The sequence below is a fragment of the Alcaligenes sp. LTN-3 genome (assembly GCF_059735605.1).
This window is the reverse complement of sequence record NZ_JCAPDN010000001.1, coordinates 1098776-1117549: the sequence shown is the minus strand read 5'-3', so window position 1 is coordinate 1117549 and position 18774 is coordinate 1098776. Positions and strand designations below refer to the sequence as shown.

Sequence of the window (18774 nt, the reverse complement as noted above, 5' to 3'; positions counted from 1 at the left end):
CGAACCAATCAGGGACCAGAGTATAGTAATCGGGATTGTATGTGTGTGACTTTCCAGTAGAGGTGTCTATGGTCGAGCTACTTATTCCACAACGTCAGCACAGCATTGGAGCATTTGAGGTGGGGCGCGTTTTGCCTTTTCGCCAACGGCGTATGGTGGGGCCTTTTATCTTCTTTGATCGCATGGGGCCGCAAGCGCTGAGGGCACCGGTAGGAACGGAGAACGATGTGCTGCCACATCCGCATATCGGCCTGTCTACCGTCACCTATTTGTTTGAAGGGGCCATGACGCATCGTGACAGCCTGGGCGTGGAGCAGGACATTACGCCCGGCGCGCTGAATTGGATGAGCGCCGGTTCAGGTATTAGTCACTCCGAGCGTTTTGAACCCATGCGCACGCAAGGCGGCCGCATGGATGGGATCCAGGCTTGGGTGGCCTTGCCGGAACACAAAGAAGAACAGAACCCGGACTTTGTGCATTACGAAGCCGAGCAATTGCCCCTGATTCAGGACATAGGCCTGGAAGGCCGCCTGATTGCCGGTTCGGCGCTGGGTTTGTCTAGTCCTGTTAGTGTGGACTCGCCCCTGTTCTATATGGAGTTGCGCGTTCAAGGCGGCCAGTCCGTACCCTTGCCAACCGGCCATGAAGAGCGCGCAATTTATATCTGTGCGGGCGAGCTGGAAGTGGGGGGACAACGCTATCGAGCCGGTCAGATGCTGGTCTTTGCCAAAGGCGACAGCCCCCGTATCCTTGCTGAGCAAAACAGCCACTTGATGCTGCTGGGCGGTGAGCCTTTGGGGCCACGCCATATCTGGTGGAACTTCGTGTCCTCGAGCAAGGACCGTATCGAGCAAGCCAAGGACGATTGGCTCCATGGCCGAATCAAGCTGCCACCGCTGGATGATGAGCAGTTCATTCCTTTGCCGGCAGTGTAATGTTTATGTCTGCTGCGGGGCCCTCGGGGCGTGTATCTGAACCGTGACGTCATGGTCAATCGGGGTTTTGACCGAGCGGGCAATAAAACAGTATTCGCCCACGCGATCATGAAGCGATTTGGCCAAGGCAGCGTCACTGTCTGGTGTGATTGTGACACATGGGTGCAAGGTAACACTCTCGAATTGACCGGCCCCGTTGGCCTGTTCGATCATGCTGCCAACAGGGCGGTCTTCATAGGCCGTGACCACAATGCCGGCTTCTGCCGCCAGTCCCAGATACCACAGCATATGGCACTGAGCGATCGATGCCAGGAAAAGCTGCTCGGGGTTCCAACGGTCCGGATCACCTCGAAAGGCGGAGTCTGAAGAGGCGGCAATAGTGTCAAGGCCGACCGCGCTTAGCTCATGATTGCGTGAGTAGGAACGGAGTGTACGGGTGCCGTTTCCAGTGTTGCCGGTCCAGTTGATCAACAATTCATAGTGGTGTGTTTTCATGGCGGTGTTCTGGCAAGGTCGCAAGGAGCCAAAAGCGTAGCAGCGAAGGCGCCAAACCGTACATAAAAAAAAGCCCTGGAAAGAATCCAGGGCTTTGAAGGCTTGCTCATCAGGCTGGTGGATTTGCCTGTATCCGCTCTATGAGCAGACTGGTTTTTTGATTGATGGGCAAGCCTGGCAAACGGAGTAGTACCGCTTGCGCAGAATGTTTAGGAGGCCAATTGTACGGATTGGCGCCAAGCGAAACAAAAAAGACCAGTTTGATAGCAGGGCTATTGCATATTGGCTTATAAGCATTGATTGGCGCTGCTTATCCATTAATCGCGAACAGGGATATTCAGGCCGCGTTGTACTGCTGGGCGGGCCTGGAATTGTTGCAGAACGCGAGCCACATTCTTGAATTGCTCGTACTCCACCAGCTCGCCTGCGCCGTAAAAACCAATCAGGTTGGCAATCCAGGGGAACAGGGCAATATCGGCGATGGAGTAGTGGTTGCCCACCATCCAGTCCTTGCCGTCCAAGTGCTTGTCGATCACACCCAGCAGACGCTTGGATTCGTTGACATAGCGGTCGCGAGGGCGCTTGTCCTCAAAGTCCTTGCCGGCAAATTTGTGAAAGAAGCCTAGCTGACCAAACATGGGACCGACACCCCCCATCTGGAACATCAGCCATTGCAGGGTTTCATAGCGCTGGGCTGGGTCAACCGACAGGAGCTGACCGGATTTTTCGGCCAGATAGATCAGGATGGCACCGGACTCGAACAGGGCCAGCGGCTTATTGCCGGGGCCATTGGGGTCCAGAATGGCCGGGATCTTGTTGTTGCTGCTGAGCGAAATAAACTCCGGGCTGAGCTGGTCGTTGCGCTCAAAGCTGACCAGATGCGGCTCGTAGGGCAGGCCAATTTCTTCCAGCATGATGGAAACCTTGACGCCGTTGGGGGTGGGCAAGGAATACAGTTGCAGATGCTCGGGGTGCTGAGCGGGCCATTTGCGGGTGATGGGAAAGGCAGAGAGATCGATGGTCATGACGTCCTTCACAATGGGGCGTAGAGGAAGTGTTGATAGTAGCAAGCGGGCTGTCGACAGACCGCCGCAGCCTGCTTTTCAGTAAGGTATTGGTCTGCTTACCGGCCACGTGGGCGCAAGGGATCCAGCAAGGATTTCAGACCGTTATGATCCAGTTCGTGCATCAGAGCCAGTAGTTGACCCAGCCGCCCGGAAGGAAAGCCTTCGCGGGCAAACCAGTTCAGATAATGCCCCGGTAGGTCCGCCAGCAAGCGACCTTTGTATTTCCCATAAGGCATGGTGGTGTTCAACAGGGCAAGCAGGTCGTCGCTGGATTCAAGCATGGATGGTTAACGCAGATGTTCGGCAAAGAAGGCTAGTGTACGTTCCTGAGCCAGTTTGTAGGACGCCTCGTGAAAGTCAGGGCGGTGGTCGCAGCCAAAACCATGACCGGCAGGCTCATACACGTAAATGGCCACCTCCTTCTGAGCGTCTTTGATCGTCTGAATGGCGCTGGCGGGAATGGAGTGGTCCTGGGCACCAAAGTGCATTTGCACCGGAATCTTGGGCTGTTCCTGGGCGTTCTGGGCAATCTGCGAACCATACCAGCAACTGGCCGCTTTCAGACCCTGCACGCGGCAGGCGGCCAGCCAGCTCAAGGAGCCCCCCCAGCAATACCCCACAATGCCAATCTTGCGCGAACCCAAGGCGTCCACGCAGGCCTGGATATCCAGCAGGGTTTTATCCTGGGCAATGCCGTTGCGCAGGGCCAGACCGGCTTGCACGTCCTGGGCGGTGTAGCCCAGTTCTACATTCTTTTGCTGCCGATCAAACAGGGCGGGGGACAAGACCCGGTAGCCCTGCTCGGCAAAACGATCGCAGGTGTTGCGTATGTGTTGATTCACACCAAAGATTTCCTGCAACACGATTAAGCTGCGTTCGGCCTTTTCGTCGCCTGCGGCATAGGCCTGGAAACGGTGCTGGTCTGCGCTGGTCAAGCTAAGCGTACTCATGGCGTGTCCTTTAGCTGTAAAACAATAATTCTCTCTTATAACAGTCGCCCGTACTGGGAGGCCAGCCTCAGGACGTTTACAATCCACCCAGAACGGCGGGGGTGTCTAGCTCTCGCCCAAGCCCCTCCTACTTCAATGGAATAATGATGCGTGACGTGCTAATGGACAGTCTGTTCTGGACGATTGTGATGCCCTGGTTCTTGTTTTTAGGGCTATTTCTTGTTCCCAAGAAGCCTTCCTGGTTGCGAAACTACGCCTTTCCCGGCGTGTTTATTGCAATTGGTCTGGGCCTGGTGGCTGCCGTGGCAGTGGGTGTGGGGATGTTCAGTCTTGTGTTGGGCGTGATTGCCTTTGCGGTCTGTTACGAAAAGCCGAAAGCCAGCGCCTGAGTCAGGGACAAACCGTTTGAGAAAAACCATCGCGGCGTGCTGCCAGCGATGGTTTTTTTGTCGCCGTGCCGCCCCAAGGCTCGGCGCCCCCGGCGAAACCTCCCCCTCGGGGATGAGCCTGGACACACAGCAGTCCATTGCGGACTGCTGTGTGCCTAGCGAATCCGAGCGGCATACAAGCCGCGAGGTGGAGCGCAAGCCGAAGGCGCAGCGAGGGGGCTTTTTTGCCGCCGGGCCGCCCCAAGGCAAAAAGCACCCCCTCGGGGGGCAGCAAGCTGTAGGCGCAGCGTGGGGGCTTTTTTTGCCGCTGGGCCGTCCCAAGGCAAAAAGCTCCCCCTCGGGGGGCAGCAAGCCGTAGGCGCAGCGTGGGGGCTTTTTCGATACTCTTCAGCCGTCTACCGGCTCGGCAGGCGTATCCAGCGTCAGCAGGTAGAAAGCCACATCCAGCCAGCGGCCAAATTTGAAGCCCACTTCCTTGAAGGTGCCGGCATGCGTAAAGCCCAGGCTTTGGTGCAGGTGGATACTGCCGGCATTACTGGCATCAATGCAACCGACCAGCGTATGGACATTGGCCTGACGAGCACGACGTATCAACTCTTGCATCAGGATTTTGCCCAAACCTTTGCCACGGTGTTCCGGGTGCACATACACACTGTGCTCCATGGTGTATTTGTAGGCGGGAAAAGCGCGAAAGCTGCCCCAACTGGCAAAGCCCATCAGTGTGCCGGTTTTATCGATCACTCCGACCACCGGAAAGTCATTGGCGCGTTTGGTGGCAAACCAGCTCACCATGGCCTCGGGCGGGCGCGGCACATAGTCGTAGAGTGCGGTGGAGTTCACGATGGCGTCGTTCAGAATTGCCAAAATGGCGGTTGCATGCTGCGCTTCATTGCAGTCTATAAAGTGCAACCCGCTCTCACTGTCTTTCATTGATCCGTTCCTGTCATGGGGTAGGCCGGGATTTCATCGCCAATCGCGACGAGGTACTTGGCGGCATGGCTATGTGGATTGCTAAAGCTCATGAGCGCCCGCTCTGGCCTATTGTGTGGCGTATTTTATTCCACTCTATTGGGTTTCTCATGGGAAATTCCCAGTAAGAAAATGCATGGATTTGCCCTGTTTTGGGGGCTTGGATTCCGCCATCCAGACACACGCTTTAGGAAAAGAAAAACGCGCAGCGTGGGCTGCGCGTTTTTTGGGCCAGTATACAGATCAGTTATCTCTGGCACTTGCCTTGCCGGAGCGGCAGGGCGGGGGTACTGATCAATCGTAGCGCGCCGCAATATTGCGTTCGCCAATGGCCAGGCCGGTAGTCATTCCCAAGCCGGTGTGCATGACCGTCACTTGCGTGCTGCCATCGGCTTGCAGAACCGAAAACGGTCCAGGGCCTTTGGCGCCATACACGCCTTGCCAGCGTTGCAAAACCTGTACCGGGCAACCCAGCACCGTTTCTGCCAGAGCCAGCAAGTACTGATCGGTGTCCTCCTGATTGAAGGGACTGGCTTGCAGACCGTAGTCGTGCGAGTCGCCAATGATCAGGTCACCTTCTGGTGTGGGGCTGATCAGCAGATGGATGCCTTGATCCAGCAAGACACCATGGCGTTGTTGTACTTGTTCACGCAGCGTGTCTGCCAGAGGCAGATCGCTGAAGGCACCGTAGTGCAGGCAGGACAAGCCCGTCAGCAAAGGGCGGTCCAAGGCCCAGCCAGTATCTTGCGCGCGCACTTTGAGCATCTGCAAACGGGTGACCGAGGGTTTGACAGTGTCGAGCAGGTCGCGATGCAGGCTGCTGTAGTCGTGGCCGGGGCACACAAAAATGCTGTTGGCTGTGAAGTTGCCCGCGCTGCTGTGTACCTGGCCTTCTTGCGCATAATGCACATGCGCCTGGGTGTACACATCCACGCCCATGGCTTGCAAGCTGCTGGTGATGGCGGGCAGGGCGTCGCGCGAGTAGATCTGCAAATCATCAAAGCCTTGCAGCGCTCCGTGGTGATGCCCCAAACGGCCATCAAATAGGGAGGCCAGTTCTTTGCCGTTGAGCATTTTGCAGGCGACGTTTTCTTCTTGGGCACGGCCCTGGGCAAAATCCTCCAGCAGTTCCAGTTCCAGATGATTGCGTGCCAGTACCAGCGAGCCATTGCTGCGTACATGGAAACCGGCTTGCTCAGCCAGTTCCAACCACAGACCGCGGCTTTGGCGAGCCAGATCCATCATGATGCCTGGTGCCTGGCCAGTGACCAGAACCTGACCGAAATTACGTATGGTGGCGCCTTGGGCCTGGTGACTGCGCTCCAGCACAGCGACGCTCAGCTTGCGGCGGGCAGCCGCCCAGGCATGTGCCATGCCCAGGATGCCGCCCCCCACCACGATTACATCGTAGTGTTGTGTGTTCATTACTTCTTGGCTTCCGATTTACCGTCGTAACGTTTGGTCCACTCTTCGATGATGCGCTCGCGGTTCTCAGCGGCCCAGACGAAGTTGTTGTCGATCAGACGTTGGTTCAGGTCTGTAGGCAGATGTGGGTTAGCCGTGGCGATGGAAGGAATGGCCAGCACGGCAAAGTTGGTCTTGTACAAGTGGTTGGCTTCTTCACTGGCGGAGAAGTCAGCCAGTTTCTGTGCGGCTTCCAGGTTCTTGGTGCCTTTCATGATGGCAGCGGCTTCGATTTCCCAGCCCAGGCCCTCTTTGGGGAACACCAGTTCCAGGGGAGCGCCTTCTTCTTTCAGGCGAGCGCCACGGTAGTCAAAGGACACGCCAATCGTGTATTCACCAGCAGCGGCCATATTGCAAGGCTTGGAGCCGGAGTGGGTGTAGGCACCGATGTTCTTGTGCAGACCGTCCATGAAGGCCCAGCCCTTGTCTTCACCAAACAGTTGCAGCCAGGCGCTCACGTCCAGAAAGCCGGTACCCGAGGAGGCGGGGTTAGGCATAACAATCTTGCCGGCGTATTCGGGTTTGGTCAGATCTTCCCAGGAGGTGGGCATAGGGAGCTTGTTTTTTTCCAGCTCAATGGTGTTGACACACAGGGCAGCGGCAAAGCCGTCCATACCAACCCAGCTAGGCGGGTTGTTCTGGTCGCGCATTTTGGCGTCGATCTTGTCCAGGCCTTGGGGAGCGTAGGGTTGCAGCATGTCCTGGCTGGCCATCAAACCCAGTGAGGAGCCGGCCAGACCCCAGACGGCGTCAGCCTTTGGGTTGTTCTTTTCAGCCAGCAATTTGGCGGTAATGATGCCGGTGGAGTCGCGTACCCACTGGATCTTAATATCGGGATTTTTTTTCTCGAAAGCAGCCTGATAAGCCTTGAGCTGATCGGCTTCCAGCGCCGTGTAGACGGTCAGGGTTGTAGCGGCTTGAGCCAGGGAAGTGGCGCCCATCAAAGCGGCAGCCAAGGAGCTCAGAACAATGGTTTTCATGGAGAAGTGTCCTTGTGACAGCAAAAGGGGGGTGGGGGTTAGAGGGAGTCGGCAGGGCATTCGCCCTGGGCCATGCGCTCGGTGATTTGCTCAATCACGGCGGGTAGTTGGGCAACGGTATCAATCAGGTAGTGGGGCTGGGCATGGGCAAAGGTGGCCGCTGCGCGATCGCGCAGGGTTTGGCGGCTTTGCTCGTCCAGAGCCAGAAATTCCAGCTCGGTCAGGCCAGCGGCGTTGCCCGACAGCAGCAAGCCCACGGTCCACATGCCGGCATTGCGACCTTCTTCGATACCGACCGGGGTATCGTCAATCTTCACGCAGGCACCGACATTCGTGATCTCCAGGCGAATGACGTTTTCCAACGCCATGGCAGGCCAGGGACGCGCTTGGGGGACTTCGTCAAAAGCCACGTGGTAGTCCACCAGCACTTGCTGGCGGTGCGCGTGTTGCAGCAGGTTGTCCAGCACCAGGCGCGGATAGCCGGAGCAGGAACCAATTTTCAGCCCTTGGCGGCGTGCCCAGGACAGCGTTTCGCGCGCACCGGGAATGGCGGTGGAAAACTCACCCACGCGCTCGTTTTGCATGGGCAAGAAGGTGTTGTAGATACGGTCCACATCACTGTCATCGGGCTCACGATTGTGCAGGGCCATGAACTGGGCATGCACCTCTGGCAGTGCCAGCATGGCTTTGATGTGGTCCCATTTACCGATGCCCATGGCGCTGCGGGCCTGGTCCAGGTTCAGGGTCAAGTCAAAGCATTTGAAGGCTTCCACCAGAATTTGGGTCGGGGCAAAGGAGCCAAAATCCACCAGCGTACCGGCCCAGTCAAAGATCAGGGCTTCAAGGCGCGGGGCCCGGGAGCGTGGCGTGGCTAATGGCGTGTTCGCGCAAGTAGGGGATGGCATTGCGGTCCTATCGGGTTGGGGAAAGGGAAGAGGTGGAACGCCAGGCTTGGCTGCGGCGCAAGGCGGCACGGCTCAGAACATGAACCAGCAGACAGACAAAGCCGGAGCTGAGCATGATGACCGTACACATGGCAGCCGCCGGGCCAATAAAGCCCGCGTCGTCCATATTCATGACCGCGACCGAGGCCAGTACGGTTTGCGGGCTGTACAGAAAGACCACGGCAGACACGGTTGTCATGGCCGATACAAACAGGTAGCGCGAAACCGATAGCAGGGCGGGCAGGCACAGTGGCACGGTCACGCCCATCAAGGTGGAAAGGCGTGGCGCTTTCAGGGACGCAGCCGCCGCTTCCAGTTCGCCGGGAATGGCTTTCAAAGCAGTGACAAAGTTCAGGTGAGCACTGGTGTACAGGTGGATGACGGTACACAGCACCAGCAAGGTCATGGAGCCGTACAGTCCCGCCAAGGGGTTCTCGGGGTGATTGAAAAAGAAGATGTAGCCCAGGCCCAGCACCAGACCGGGAATGGCCATGGGTGCCAGTGCCAGCATGTGCAGCATGCCGTACAGTCCTTTTTCGGCCTTGCCTCGGGCTGGCAGTTTCTCCAGTACCCAGGCACCTAGAAAGATCAGGGCCGAGCCCAGAACGGCGGTAAACAAGGCCATGGTCAGACTGTTACGCCAGGCCAACCAGCCGCCACCGTCCATATTGTTGAAGTCGTAGGACTTCAGGGACAGGCTCAGGTTGTAAGGCCAGAACTTGATCAGCGAGGCCCAGACCGCCATGCCCACAATCGTCAGAATGGCCAGGGAAACCAGTATCAGGACAGCGGTGAAATAACGGTCGCGCTGACGGTGTGGCAGGGGCGAGTAGGCGCTCAGCGATCCTTGAGCCTGGCCACGGGCACGAGCCCGCAGGTGGCGATCCAGAAAGAAAGTCAGCACAGCGGGAATCAGCAACAGCACGCCAATGGCGGCGCCTTTGGAGAACTGCAACTGACCGACCACGGCTTTATAGGCTTCCATGGCCAGTACGTTGTAGGAGCCACCCACGACTTTAGGTACACCGAAGTCGGTGACGGTCAGCGTAAAGACCAGGCAAGCAGCAGAAAAGATGGCATACCGGCTGGCGGGCAGTGTCACCGTCAGGAAACGGCGCCAGGAGTTCGCACCCATGGCGCGGGCGGCGTCATACAGGCGAGCGTCGGCCAGGGCCAGACCCGTGCTCAGAATCATCAGAGCATGCGGGAAGGTGTAGAAGGCTTCACCCAGCACAATGCCCCAGAAACCATAAATTGTCTCGCCGCCCAACCAGTGGCGCAGCAAGCCCTGATTGCCGAACAAGTAAATCAACGATAAACCCGGCATCAAGGAGGGAGCCAGCAAGGGCAATAGGCCCAGGGCACGGAACATGCCTGCGCCCCGTATGCAACAGCGTTGCAGGGCAAAGGCAAAGGCGTAGGCGGCGGGGATGACAATAATCAGCGTGGTTACGCCGACCAGCACACTGCGGCCCACCATGGGCATAAAGCCGGGTGCGCTGATAATCGACCAGAACTGCCCCACGCCCACTAACTGCCCGTCACCGTCCTGGATGGCGCGCAGCAAGATAAACAGCATGGGCAAGGCCAGAAATAGGATCAGCAGGGCAAACAGGGCAATCAATAAGATGCGTCGTACTGCCGAGCCTATCCAGGCCGGCAGCACGGGGCGAATCAAGGGGTGGTTCTTCACGCTGGTTTTAGCTGCAGGCAGGCTATACAGGGTGGTGGATGTCAGGGGCGCAGTGCCAGGCTGTGGCATGGAATCAGTGGTGGGCATGCAGCGCCTCGCTGGGAAGCTGGATTCGGCAGCGACGCGCGGCCAAGGGATCAAGCAAGCGGTCGCCCTGCTCGGGGTTGACGATGGCCTGCACGGTCAGTCCATCCATACCTTCGGGGCGCAGCGTCAGCTTGTAGTGACGACCCAGAAAGATGCCATCCACAATGTCGGCCAAAAAGGTATTGGTGACAGGAGCGGGGCTGTTGTTGTCCAACACACGAATGTTCTCAGGACGAATGAAGAGGCGTCCGGCGCGGGTGGGGGCTTCCTGGCTCAAGTCCAGACGGACACGTTCCACCAGCACTGAACAATCGTGCAAGGGGGTGAAGGGCAGCCAGTTTGCATCACCGATAAAGCCGGCTACAAACGGATCCGCAGGAGCGCGGTACAAGGCCTGGGGGCGATCAAACTGCACCAGGCGGCCTTTGTCCATGACGGCGATACGGTCGGCCATGACCATGGCCTCTTCCTGATCATGCGTGACCATCAGGGTCGTAATGGACAGTTGTTTTTGCAGATCGCGCAGCTCGCTGCGCAGGCGTTCGCGCACCTGGGCATCCAGAGCCGACATGGGCTCATCGAGCAAGAGCAGCGAGGGCGAGGGAGCCAGCGCACGGGCCAGGGCCACGCGCTGTTGCTGGCCACCGGACAGTTGTGCCGGGTATTTGTTTTCCGATCCGGACAAACCTACCAGGTCCAGCATTTCAGACACGCGCTGACGTACTTGGGTAGCCAGGTTCTTGCGTGGAGACAGGCCGTAGGCAATGTTCTGGGCAACGGTCAAATTGGGAAACAGGGCGTAGGACTGAAACAGAATGCCGTAGTCACGCTGTTGGGGCGGCAGGTGGGTAATGTCACGGCCAGCCATCACGATATGGCCTTGGTCCGCTTGTTGCAGCCCGGCAATGCATCGCAGCAAGGTGGTTTTGCCGCAGCCCGATGGGCCCAGCAAGCACACCAGTTCACCGGCTTGTATATCCAGGCTGACCTGGTCCAGAGCAGTAAAGGAGCCGAACTGCTTGTGCAGTCCTTGTATGGTTAAAAATGCAGGCTTGGCGCTCATCCCGGGGTTCCGACTTGTCATGAATGTCATGAACGTCAGTATGGGAGGCGTATATGGCGGCCCTATGACAGTACAACTAATTTCTGTAATACGAGCATCGGATAATTTGGGCTTTCCCTCTTCCCAAGGAGAGCAGCAGCATGCTGGCTCTGGAACTCAAGTCCTTTCATGCCACGGCGCATTGTGGCTCTATTACCAAGGCGGCCCAACAATTGGGCATCAGCCAGCCTACTGTCACATCCCATCTGCGGCAGTTGGAAACCCGCTATGGGGTCGAGCTGTTTTACAGGCAGGGCAAGGGTGTGTACCTGAGTCAGCAAGGGGAACGTCTCTTGCCGCAGGTCGAGCAATTGATGCAGCAGGCCGCGCAGATCGATTTCAGCTTGCGCGATCTGCGCGATCTTAAAAGCGGCATGCTGCGGGTCGGCGCGACTGGACCGTATTACATCATGGCGGTATTACGGAATTTCCATCAGGCCTACCCCGGCGTGAAGATGCGTTTGAGCATTGATAACTCGCAACGGGTTTTGGGGGCCTTGCATGACTATCAGTTGGATGTGATCGCGTCGTCGGCACTGGTTGATGATTCGCGCCTGGTGCGCCTGCTGCTAGCCTCCGATCCTCTGGTCGCTGTGCTGCGGGTGGACCATCCTTTGGCAAACCGTCAGCGAGTACGCATTATGGATTTGTGCCGCTATCCCATTTTGATGCGTGAGCAAGGGTCCATGACGCGCGAGCTGTGCCATCAAGTGTTTCGTCAGGCCGGACAGGAACCAAGCCAGATTCTGGAAATCGGTAGTCGGGAGGCAATCGGGTGGGGGGTGGTGTGTGGCATGGGGGCCAGCTTGCTGCCTTTGCGCGAAGTGCCCGCGCATCCGGATATTATCAGCTTGCCACTAAGCGATGTGTCGGCTCATTTGAGCGAGTTCGTGTATTGCCTGAAAGAACGCGCGCAGGGCCATGCCATACGCGCGTTTCTGGAGCAGGTGCAGGCCGAGTTGCCTGTACCTGTATAGCGAGCAGGATCAAGCCAGTTCAGCCAGACCCTTCTCAAAAGCCTGACGGGCTTGTTGCACGGCGTCGCGCCGTTCCTGAACGGCTTTGCGCTGGCTGGCAATCTGGTCTTCCTGTTGGGCAAGTTGCTCGCTAAACCGCTGGCCCAAGGTGCTTTGAGCACTGACCGCAGCCAGGTTGGCGCGGATGCGCTCCTGTTCGGCCACGGTTTCGTTCAGGCGCTCGACGGCCTGGTTTTGAGCCTGCTGGGCCTGGCTCAGTTGACGACGCAGCTCGATCAGCTTGTCCATCTTGGCTTGTTGTGTGCTGTCCTGGCCGCTGCCACGCCATTGCAGCAGCATGTTCTCGTCAATCTCCTCCAGGCGCAATTCCATATGGTCTTGCAAACTCAGTTGCGCGGTGACGGTAACGGTTTTGCCTTTGGCCACGTTTACCTTCAGGCGGTGTTCCTGTGCGGTATCACTGTCGTGAGCATCTGACTTGAAGGTCCAGCCGTCCTGACGGGGCAACTGGATCAGCACCGTGCGGTCCTCATCCGCGGGGGCCTTGATCTCGTAGCGAAAGTTCTGCACGCGTGTCCATTCCGAACGGGCTACGCCGTCGGTCACACGGGTTTTGCGCAGGCGGTACTCATCCGTCTGTTCTTCGCGGACCTGCACTTTGTTGTCCTGGGCAAAGTAGATCAGGCGCTGCTCGCCAGCAGGCAGACCGGCCAGTTCTGCATCACCGATATGACCATCCGCCTGGTTAAAGACCGTGATGATGCCGGGCGGCAGGCTGTTGGCCTGTTCATTGTTGACCCAGATCGCGGCTGTAGGGTGATCACCGGCCTGGCCGCTGCGGTACACCGACAGGGATTCGGCTTGTAAAGAGGTATCGATAAACGGCACTGAGACCGTCTGGCCGGTGGGCACGCTCAGCTTTTGCGGCAGGCTAAAGCGCACTTGAGTCTGGCCTTCCTGTGCCTGGGTGCTGGCACCCGCGCCGCCCGAAGCCCACTGTTTGGCCATGCTGCTATCGGCGGCGTAGGCCGCGCTTTCCATCATGATGGGAGCGGGAGCGGCTGGCGCCATGCGCGCACGCATGGCCTCGCTGGCTGCTTTGCGGGCGCGATTCGCGCTCAATGTGGCCTGGGTGTCTGCTTGCGGCGCGATGGAGCTGCCTACCGCCACCGGCAGTTCAGGGCGCTCGTTCCAGTAACGCTCCAGCAGACGTTGGCGCAGCATCACAGGCGAACCGGAGCTGAGGGTGACTTTCACATCCTTCCAGTCCTCGCCGCTGGTGTTTTCGAAAATGGCCCAGGCCTGCAGACGGGCCTTGCCGTCCTGCATCATCAGGCGATAGGCGCTTTTCCAGACCGGTGCGGGAATCAGGTAAGACAGGCGCGCTGTTTGGGTATCGGTCTTGTTCAGGACCAGTTGAATATCACGCGATTGTTGATTGCTCTGGCCCGCCAACACGTCGGTGGCCTGCTGCAATTGCTGCTGCAAAGTCTTGTCCAGCACTTCCAGGCTGGTATCCGGGCCCAGCTCCAGAGTCTGGATCTGGCCTTGCTCTGTCAGTATGCTCAAGATGGCCTGGGCGGGACGCTCATTAGTGGCTGCCGTTGCTTGCACCCCCAAGATGGCACCACGTACCAGACGGCCTTGCGAACTGGCGCTGACTTGCTGGCCGCGCAGGGCCTGCGCCAGGGTAGCGGGCGAGCGCAGGTCTTTGGCCGAGAAGGGCAGGCTGTCGAAGCTTTCTTTCAGTGGGGCCAGACCCGACAAAGTCAGGGAGTCAATGCGGTTCTTGCCATCGACGGCCATGAGGGTTTTCAGAATGTCATCGACCTGAGTCAGCGGTACACGCAACTGGGCGGTGCCTGCGTCGGAAATGGGGACTTGTCGCTCGATCTCGGCCATACCAGCGCTGGATAAGGTAATGGACTCGATCTGCTGAGCCCAGGCGTTACTGGCTGCCGAGCCCATCCAGACCAGGAGCAGGGCGCCGGTCAAAGAGCGCAGGCGAGGCGTACGCGCAGCGTGGGGCACAAAGTGGTTCATAGCGCTTCCTTATTCATCCGTAAGCGAAACAAAGGTGTGAAGCGCATTATGCCTAGCCTTGTGGGGCTCTGTCTGTCATTCGGGTAACAAAAAAATGCCACCGTCCGGCTTTTTCCCCTCGGAGCAAAAAATGCTTACGTCATCAAAAGCACGCAAGGCTCTGCTAGGATTTGGGCTGCGCGGCCTGTGCCAGCGCGTGTTTATTCACCCAGTGAAGGATCATTATGATGTGGACGTCGTGGGGCAATGCCTGGGCGGGAATGGGGCTTGCTCTGGTCTTGGCAATCTGTTTCGTCTGGCCTGCCCGACGCTTGTCCTGGAGCCTGCCCATCGAGCTGGAGCCTGAACTGACCAGGCGTTCGCCGCGTACCCATCGCCAATGGGGGTGGGTATGCCAGAGCCTGGCCTTGGTCTTGATGCTATGGGCCGGTTGGCGCTGGCAACTGACGCCAGCGGCAGTGGCGGCTTGCGTGTTGATCGCCGGGACGGCCTTGCTGGCCTGGATTGACGCGGAAACCGGCTATCTGCCCGATCGCCTGACTTTACCCTTGCTGTGGCTGGGTTTGCTGGTCAACCTGGATCACACTTTTAGCAGCCTGCCCTTGGCAGTGATGGGGGCGGCGCTGGGTTACGGATTGCTGTGGCTGTTGAACCATGTGTTCTTGTTGCTGACCGGACGCGCGGGCATGGGGTATGGCGACTTCAAGTTACTGGCTGCCTTGGGGGCCTGGTTGGGAGCAACTGCGTTGCCGGGGTTGTTGTTATCGGCATCGATACTGGGCCTGTTGGCGGCTCTGGTCCTGCGCCTTGGTGGGCGTTTGCAAGCAGGGCAGGCGATTCACTTTGGTCCCTATCTGGTGTTGGGAGGCTGGGTCATGTTGTTTTCGTTGCCTCGCATTTTGTAAAGAAAAGTCTCATGATTTTTATAACTATAAAAAAATGACCGCCGGTTTTCCCTTTGTTGGATTCTATGTGTGTTGATGCGTGCTAATTCGTGACCTTTTTCGGGAGGGGGGATCGACGCGGGGTTTCGTGGATTTTTCTGTTTAAGGTGGCTGCAATAGGCTTGAGTGTGCCTATTGGGTTTAAATCGTTTTCCTCACCGGGCTGTCGTGGTAAAACGTCCGGGGCCAGTCGGGCAGGCGGGAGTTCCGCCCGGGCTGTATGGGTAAGTACAACGCGGTTCTATGGACATTGTCCCGCTGATAAAGCAGACGGGAACCTGAGGATGAAGGCATGATTATTGTTGTTGGCGCCGGTGTGGCGGGTTTAGCGGCGGCGCGTCGCCTGAGTATGCAAGGCCAGGAAGTGACGCTGGTGTCTCCTCAGGAGCCCCAGCCCTCGTTTGGCGAGACCTTGTCCGAACGCGGGGCCGTGGTCTTGACCAGTCTGGGCTGGGCAAGCTGCCTGGACGAGACGGTTGCCTTGCGCTCTCAAGGGCGTTTTTCAGTATGGGGTGGCGCAGGATTGCGTACCGTGCAGGATGAGGACGGGCAGGGCTATTTGCTGGACAAGGCCCGTCTGGAGCAGGTGCTGTTTGAGCGCGTGCAAAAAGAAATGAAGGTCAGTATTCGCCAGACTCGCGTCTTGAGTCTGGAGCATCAAGCGCAAGGAGTCATTGCCAGGCTGGCAGACGGTAGCAGCCTGGAGGCAACGGCCTTGATCGATTGCACCGGCCGTGCGGCCGTGTCCGCCGGTGCGGCAGCCGAGCGCCATCGTCTGGACAGACTGGTCGCTGCCTGGCATGTCTTTGACTTGCCCGAAGGAGCCGAGCCATTAGCCGCTTCTCTGGTGGAGGCGGTAGAGCTGGGCTGGTGGTATTTGTCCCCCATGCCAGGCCATCGCTTGATGGTGGCCTTGTTCTCGGACTCGGATCTTTTGCCTGATGGCTTGAGCCGTGATGGTGCGGTATGGGCCGGTTTGCTGGGCTGTGCTGATGCGGCACGGGTGCGTATGGAAAGCCTGGGTCTGGATAGCAAGATGGCCGACTACACGCCTAAAGTCAGCGCCGCTGCCAGCTGCACAGTGTCTTACTTCGTGGAAGGTCGTATCTTGCGAGCAGGCGATGCAGGCGCGGCCATGGACCCCTTGGCCGCTAACGGTTTGGCAACGGCCTTGTGGAGCGGAACACAAGCGGCGCAAGCTGCTGTGGCCCTGACACAAGGCAATTCGGAACCGGCTCGAGCTTACGAGAAAGACTATCTGCTGGGCTTGGTGCGCCATTTGAATTCGCAGCACGCTTTGTATGGGATGGAGCAACGCTACGCGGCACAGCCTTTCTGGCAACGTCGTCATCGCCCATTGGAATGATGGTGAAGAGGGTGGGATAGCTGAATAACTTGCGATAACACCGCCAGAGTAAAAAAGCCGAAGCAACATGGGCACTGTTTCGGCTTTTTTGTGCTTGGTTATTCTTCAGTGCAGCTGGAGTTTGTTCTGGGCGCTTTGAGTTGCATCCTGAAAGAAGTTCTACTGGTCGGCGGTTGTAGTGCCAGCAGAGAGCTTGGGCGCATCGAGATGATCCCCGCAGAATTTGCATGGCAACTATTCTCGCCCTCAAACACGATTTTCAAACCTTTTGTGTGCTGAATGTACAAAACAAAAAGCCGATCATCTTGCGATGATCGGCTTTTCGGAATTTTGGTGCCCAGGAGAGGACTCGAACCTCCACACCCGAAGGCACATGGACCTGAACCATGCGCGTCTACCAATTCCGCCACCTGGGCTTTGATTAAGGCTGCTGCCCGTCTCAAGCATTAAATTATAGGATGAGATCCCAAAGTAAAGCAAGCGTTTTTCACTCGATAAATTCAATTTCAATTTTTAGTTGATTGGCATTCTCATTATCATTATAGTGTGTCATGTGATATAGCATAAGAGTATGGACATGAAATTCAATACAGTGGATGTCGAGCGCATGCTGCTGGATATGGGCCAGGGCCGAAAGTACTCCGCTCGGGCCATGCAGCTCATGCTGATGGTTCTGCTCAAAGAGGGCAGTACTCACGGTTATCAGTTGATTCGCCGCTTTGCGCAGCTTAGCCAGAACAGCTATGTGCCCAGCGCGGGCGCGGTGTATCCCGCCCTGGCGTATTGCGCCACGCAAGGCTGGGTGCTGATCGAAGAAGAAGGTCGTCGCAAGATGTACAGCCTGACTAAGGAAGGTCAAGCGTATTTGCAAGAGCAAAAGGAAAAGTGCGATTACCTGATGCAGTCCCTGACCTATCGCGGGCGCAAGCTGGTGTGGATACGGCAGATGCTGGCCGAACACAATAGCGACGAGGATTTGAAGGCCGCGCAGGAGCAAACGGGCTGGTTGCCGGAATTTGTCCAGGTACGCCACAGCCTGAAGCAGGCCATGTTTGAACAATCGACCGCCAGTCTGGCGCGACAGGCGGAGGTGGTGGCCATTCTGGAAAAAGCCATCGCCGAAATACGGAACTTGCCCAAGGAGTCTGAAAAATGCAGTCCGAACAATTAACGCAGAAAGTGGCTCATACCCTGAAGTTGCGTTTGCTGACCGTGAAAAAGCGGCGCGAATTGGGTCCTGATATGGTGCGCATCACCCTGGAAGGCTCGGATCTGGAAGGTTTTTATACCCCCGGCTTTGATGATCACGTCAAGCTGATTTTCCCCGACCCGGCCACCAAAGAGTTGCGTCTGCCCCAAATGGGCGATCGTGGCATGGTCTTTGCTGCCGGACAGGAAAAGCCCCCCATCCGTGATTACACGCCTCGCCTGTTCCGTGAACAGGAACTTGAGATGGATATTGATTTTGTGGTCCATGGTGAAGGTCCTGCATGCCAATGGGCCATGCAAGCCAAAGAGGGTGACAAGCTGGGCGTGGCCGGTCCACGCGGCTCCTTTCTGGTCAGCAAGGATCTGGATTGGCAAATCCTGATTGGCGACGAAACCGCTGTGCCTGCCATGGCGCGACGAGTGAATGAACTACCGGCCAACGTGAAGGTGCAGGTTTACGTGCTGGCACGTAATCTGCTGACCGTGGGTGCGATGGAAGCGCCGGACCATGTCACGGTGAACTGGATTCCTTCGCTGGCCGGTCTGAATGGCATTTTGGATGCCCTGCGTGCTGCGCCCGAGCTGAGCGGCATCGGCCATGTATGGGTCGCCGCAGAATATGCCATCGCTCAAAGCCTGCGCGAATACTGGGTGCAAGAACGCGGTCTGGACAAAGGTGCGATTCGGGCCAGTAGCTACTGGCGTCAAGGTGACCAGGGCGAGGATGCCCCACGTCTGGACTAAGCGGCTTTTTGCTGAGGGTAGGGCTGGGCGCGCAAGCGTCCGCCTACGTTCAGGACGGGCTGTAAATCCGTATCCAGCACGGCATTGGGATGAGCCAGACGGTGCTCGTCAATCAAACGGGCAATGGCATCCATGTTCAGCAGCAAGGTGCTGTCGATATCATGCTGGAAGCGAGCCCAATAGCCACCGCGACAACTGGAACCCAGCCAGCGCGGCTCGTAATCCCCGACCGTATCAGCATGCAGTTCACATACCACGGCCAGCCGGGAACATCCGGGGCGCAGGACAATGCGGTAGCTGTGCTGCTCTAAAGTCAGGTGATAGTAAAACGGTGCAGACGACATGAAATACTCCTGTTTAGCTCTTGGAAGGCGCTTCCGGGTGAGCAAGTTGGATTAAAAGACCCTTTGCCCGGT

19 protein-coding genes and 1 tRNA gene are annotated in these 18774 nt (G+C 57.7%); 7 read left to right on the top strand and 13 right to left on the bottom strand.

The window, feature by feature from the left end; translation table 11 throughout:
• Positions 1-68: 68 nt before the first annotated feature.
• Entirely contained in the window at positions 69-935 is an 867-nt protein-coding gene (locus AC6I6N_RS05305) for a pirin family protein (protein ID WP_108727637.1), read from the top strand.
• A 3-nt stretch (positions 936-938) separates the two neighbouring features.
• On the opposite strand, the gene AC6I6N_RS05300 is transcribed toward AC6I6N_RS05305, so the two are convergent.
• The 4 genes from AC6I6N_RS05300 to AC6I6N_RS05285 all read right to left on the bottom strand — a co-directional run bounded on the left by AC6I6N_RS05300 (position 939) and on the right by AC6I6N_RS05285 (position 3447).
• Positions 939-1430, bottom strand: a complete 492-nt coding sequence (locus AC6I6N_RS05300) for an OsmC family protein (protein WP_321267027.1) — start codon at positions 1428-1430, stop codon at positions 939-941.
• Between the two features lie 317 nt (positions 1431-1747).
• Positions 1748-2455, bottom strand: a complete 708-nt coding sequence (locus AC6I6N_RS05295) for a glutathione binding-like protein (protein ID WP_094197029.1) — start codon at positions 2453-2455, stop codon at positions 1748-1750.
• A gap of 98 nt (positions 2456-2553) precedes the next feature.
• Positions 2554-2778 carry a DUF3820 family protein gene (locus AC6I6N_RS05290; RefSeq protein ID WP_094197028.1) on the bottom strand — a complete coding sequence of 75 codons (225 nt, stop codon included), beginning with the start codon at positions 2776-2778 and terminating at the stop codon, positions 2554-2556.
• 6 nt (positions 2779-2784) lie between these two features.
• On the bottom strand, positions 2785-3447 hold the full coding sequence (locus AC6I6N_RS05285) for a dienelactone hydrolase family protein (protein WP_497943286.1): 663 nt from the start codon (positions 3445-3447) through the stop codon (positions 2785-2787).
• 146 nt (positions 3448-3593) lie between these two features.
• Between AC6I6N_RS05285 and AC6I6N_RS05280 the strand changes: the two genes are divergently transcribed.
• The gene (locus AC6I6N_RS05280; RefSeq protein WP_230017856.1) at positions 3594-3836 is read left to right on the top strand and encodes a hypothetical protein; all 243 of its coding nucleotides are present in this window, start codon (positions 3594-3596) and stop codon (positions 3834-3836) included.
• 387 nt (positions 3837-4223) lie between these two features.
• Here the strand turns inward: AC6I6N_RS05280 and AC6I6N_RS05275 are convergent, their stop codons facing one another.
• The 6 genes from AC6I6N_RS05275 to AC6I6N_RS05250 all read right to left on the bottom strand — a co-directional run bounded on the left by AC6I6N_RS05275 (position 4224) and on the right by AC6I6N_RS05250 (position 11036).
• Positions 4224-4766 (bottom strand): GNAT family N-acetyltransferase, encoded by a 543-nt coding sequence (locus tag AC6I6N_RS05275; protein WP_264671749.1) that lies wholly within the window; start codon positions 4764-4766, stop codon positions 4224-4226.
• 333 nt (positions 4767-5099) lie between these two features.
• The gene (locus tag AC6I6N_RS05270; RefSeq protein ID WP_108727630.1) at positions 5100-6230 is read right to left on the bottom strand and encodes a TIGR03364 family FAD-dependent oxidoreductase; all 1131 of its coding nucleotides are present in this window, start codon (positions 6228-6230) and stop codon (positions 5100-5102) included.
• Positions 6230-7249, bottom strand: a complete 1020-nt coding sequence (locus AC6I6N_RS05265) for a putative 2-aminoethylphosphonate ABC transporter substrate-binding protein (RefSeq protein WP_497943285.1) — start codon at positions 7247-7249, stop codon at positions 6230-6232. The genes AC6I6N_RS05270 and AC6I6N_RS05265 overlap by 1 nt, the downstream gene beginning before the upstream one ends.
• Before the next feature lie 38 nt (positions 7250-7287).
• Entirely contained in the window at positions 7288-8154 is an 867-nt protein-coding gene (gene phnX / locus AC6I6N_RS05260; RefSeq protein ID WP_321267048.1) for a phosphonoacetaldehyde hydrolase, read from the bottom strand.
• Positions 8155-8161: 7 nt separating this feature from the next.
• A complete protein-coding gene (locus AC6I6N_RS05255; RefSeq protein WP_497943391.1) occupies positions 8162-9868 on the bottom strand; it encodes a putative 2-aminoethylphosphonate ABC transporter permease subunit in 1707 nt (568 codons plus the stop codon).
• A gap of 91 nt (positions 9869-9959) precedes the next feature.
• Positions 9960-11036 (bottom strand): putative 2-aminoethylphosphonate ABC transporter ATP-binding protein, encoded by a 1077-nt coding sequence (locus tag AC6I6N_RS05250; protein WP_249459481.1) that lies wholly within the window; start codon positions 11034-11036, stop codon positions 9960-9962.
• A gap of 140 nt (positions 11037-11176) precedes the next feature.
• Here AC6I6N_RS05250 and AC6I6N_RS05245 point away from each other — a divergent pair, with 140 nt between their 5' ends.
• On the top strand, positions 11177-12052 hold the full coding sequence (locus tag AC6I6N_RS05245) for a LysR substrate-binding domain-containing protein (protein WP_094197019.1): 876 nt from the start codon (positions 11177-11179) through the stop codon (positions 12050-12052).
• Positions 12053-12061: 9 nt separating this feature from the next.
• Here the strand turns inward: AC6I6N_RS05245 and AC6I6N_RS05240 are convergent, their stop codons facing one another.
• Positions 12062-14095 carry a DUF4139 domain-containing protein gene (locus AC6I6N_RS05240; RefSeq protein ID WP_497943284.1) on the bottom strand — a complete coding sequence of 678 codons (2034 nt, stop codon included), beginning with the start codon at positions 14093-14095 and terminating at the stop codon, positions 12062-12064.
• Positions 14096-14319: 224 nt separating this feature from the next.
• On the opposite strand from AC6I6N_RS05240, the gene AC6I6N_RS05235 reads away from it, so the two are divergent.
• A complete protein-coding gene (locus AC6I6N_RS05235; RefSeq protein WP_497943283.1) occupies positions 14320-15000 on the top strand; it encodes a prepilin peptidase in 681 nt (226 codons plus the stop codon).
• Between the two features lie 331 nt (positions 15001-15331).
• Positions 15332-16405, top strand: a complete 1074-nt coding sequence (locus AC6I6N_RS05230) for an NAD(P)/FAD-dependent oxidoreductase (protein ID WP_497943282.1) — start codon at positions 15332-15334, stop codon at positions 16403-16405.
• Positions 16406-16736: 331 nt separating this feature from the next.
• Here the strand turns inward: AC6I6N_RS05230 and AC6I6N_RS05225 are convergent.
• A tRNA-Leu gene (locus AC6I6N_RS05225) sits at positions 16737-16821 on the bottom strand.
• Between the two features lie 161 nt (positions 16822-16982).
• Between AC6I6N_RS05225 and AC6I6N_RS05220 the strand changes: the two genes are divergently transcribed.
• Together AC6I6N_RS05220 and AC6I6N_RS05215 are read left to right on the top strand one after the other, a co-directional pair.
• Complete coding sequence (locus tag AC6I6N_RS05220) at positions 16983-17576, top strand: PadR family transcriptional regulator (RefSeq protein WP_230017866.1); 594 nt, start codon at positions 16983-16985, stop codon at positions 17574-17576.
• Complete coding sequence (locus AC6I6N_RS05215; protein WP_230017867.1) at positions 17558-18358, top strand: siderophore-interacting protein; 801 nt, start codon at positions 17558-17560, stop codon at positions 18356-18358. Before AC6I6N_RS05220 ends, AC6I6N_RS05215 begins: the two co-directional genes overlap by 19 nt.
• Here the strand turns inward: AC6I6N_RS05215 and AC6I6N_RS05210 are convergent.
• Positions 18355-18702: a hypothetical protein gene (locus tag AC6I6N_RS05210; RefSeq protein ID WP_249459470.1), complete on the bottom strand. Its 348-nt coding sequence runs from the start codon at positions 18700-18702 to the stop codon at positions 18355-18357. The two genes, AC6I6N_RS05215 and AC6I6N_RS05210, sit on opposite strands and share 4 nt — an antisense overlap.
• Between the last annotated feature and the right edge of the window lie 72 nt (positions 18703-18774).

Coding starts and splice junctions, on each gene's coding strand:
- AC6I6N_RS05305 (WP_108727637.1), top strand. CDS start 69: ATGGTCGAGCTACTTATTCCACAACGTCAGCACAGCATTGGAGCATTT.
- AC6I6N_RS05300 (WP_321267027.1), bottom strand. CDS start 1,430: ATGAAAACACACCACTATGAATTGTTGATCAACTGGACCGGCAACACT.
- AC6I6N_RS05295 (WP_094197029.1), bottom strand. CDS start 2,455: ATGACCATCGATCTCTCTGCCTTTCCCATCACCCGCAAATGGCCCGCT.
- AC6I6N_RS05290 (WP_094197028.1), bottom strand. CDS start 2,778: ATGCTTGAATCCAGCGACGACCTGCTTGCCCTGTTGAACACCACCATG.
- AC6I6N_RS05285 (WP_497943286.1), bottom strand. CDS start 3,447: ATGAGTACGCTTAGCTTGACCAGCGCAGACCAGCACCGTTTCCAGGCC.
- AC6I6N_RS05280 (WP_230017856.1), top strand. CDS start 3,594: ATGCGTGACGTGCTAATGGACAGTCTGTTCTGGACGATTGTGATGCCC.
- AC6I6N_RS05275 (WP_264671749.1), bottom strand. CDS start 4,766: ATGAAAGACAGTGAGAGCGGGTTGCACTTTATAGACTGCAATGAAGCG.
- AC6I6N_RS05270 (WP_108727630.1), bottom strand. CDS start 6,230: ATGAACACACAACACTACGATGTAATCGTGGTGGGGGGCGGCATCCTG.
- AC6I6N_RS05265 (WP_497943285.1), bottom strand. CDS start 7,249: ATGAAAACCATTGTTCTGAGCTCCTTGGCTGCCGCTTTGATGGGCGCC.
- phnX (WP_321267048.1), bottom strand. CDS start 8,154: ATGCCATCCCCTACTTGCGCGAACACGCCATTAGCCACGCCACGCTCC.
- AC6I6N_RS05250 (WP_249459481.1), bottom strand. CDS start 11,036: ATGAGCGCCAAGCCTGCATTTTTAACCATACAAGGACTGCACAAGCAG.
- AC6I6N_RS05245 (WP_094197019.1), top strand. CDS start 11,177: ATGCTGGCTCTGGAACTCAAGTCCTTTCATGCCACGGCGCATTGTGGC.
- AC6I6N_RS05240 (WP_497943284.1), bottom strand. CDS start 14,095: ATGAACCACTTTGTGCCCCACGCTGCGCGTACGCCTCGCCTGCGCTCT.
- AC6I6N_RS05235 (WP_497943283.1), top strand. CDS start 14,320: ATGATGTGGACGTCGTGGGGCAATGCCTGGGCGGGAATGGGGCTTGCT.
- AC6I6N_RS05230 (WP_497943282.1), top strand. CDS start 15,332: ATGATTATTGTTGTTGGCGCCGGTGTGGCGGGTTTAGCGGCGGCGCGT.
- AC6I6N_RS05220 (WP_230017866.1), top strand. CDS start 16,983: ATGAAATTCAATACAGTGGATGTCGAGCGCATGCTGCTGGATATGGGC.
- AC6I6N_RS05215 (WP_230017867.1), top strand. CDS start 17,558: ATGCAGTCCGAACAATTAACGCAGAAAGTGGCTCATACCCTGAAGTTG.
- AC6I6N_RS05210 (WP_249459470.1), bottom strand. CDS start 18,702: ATGTCGTCTGCACCGTTTTACTATCACCTGACTTTAGAGCAGCACAGC.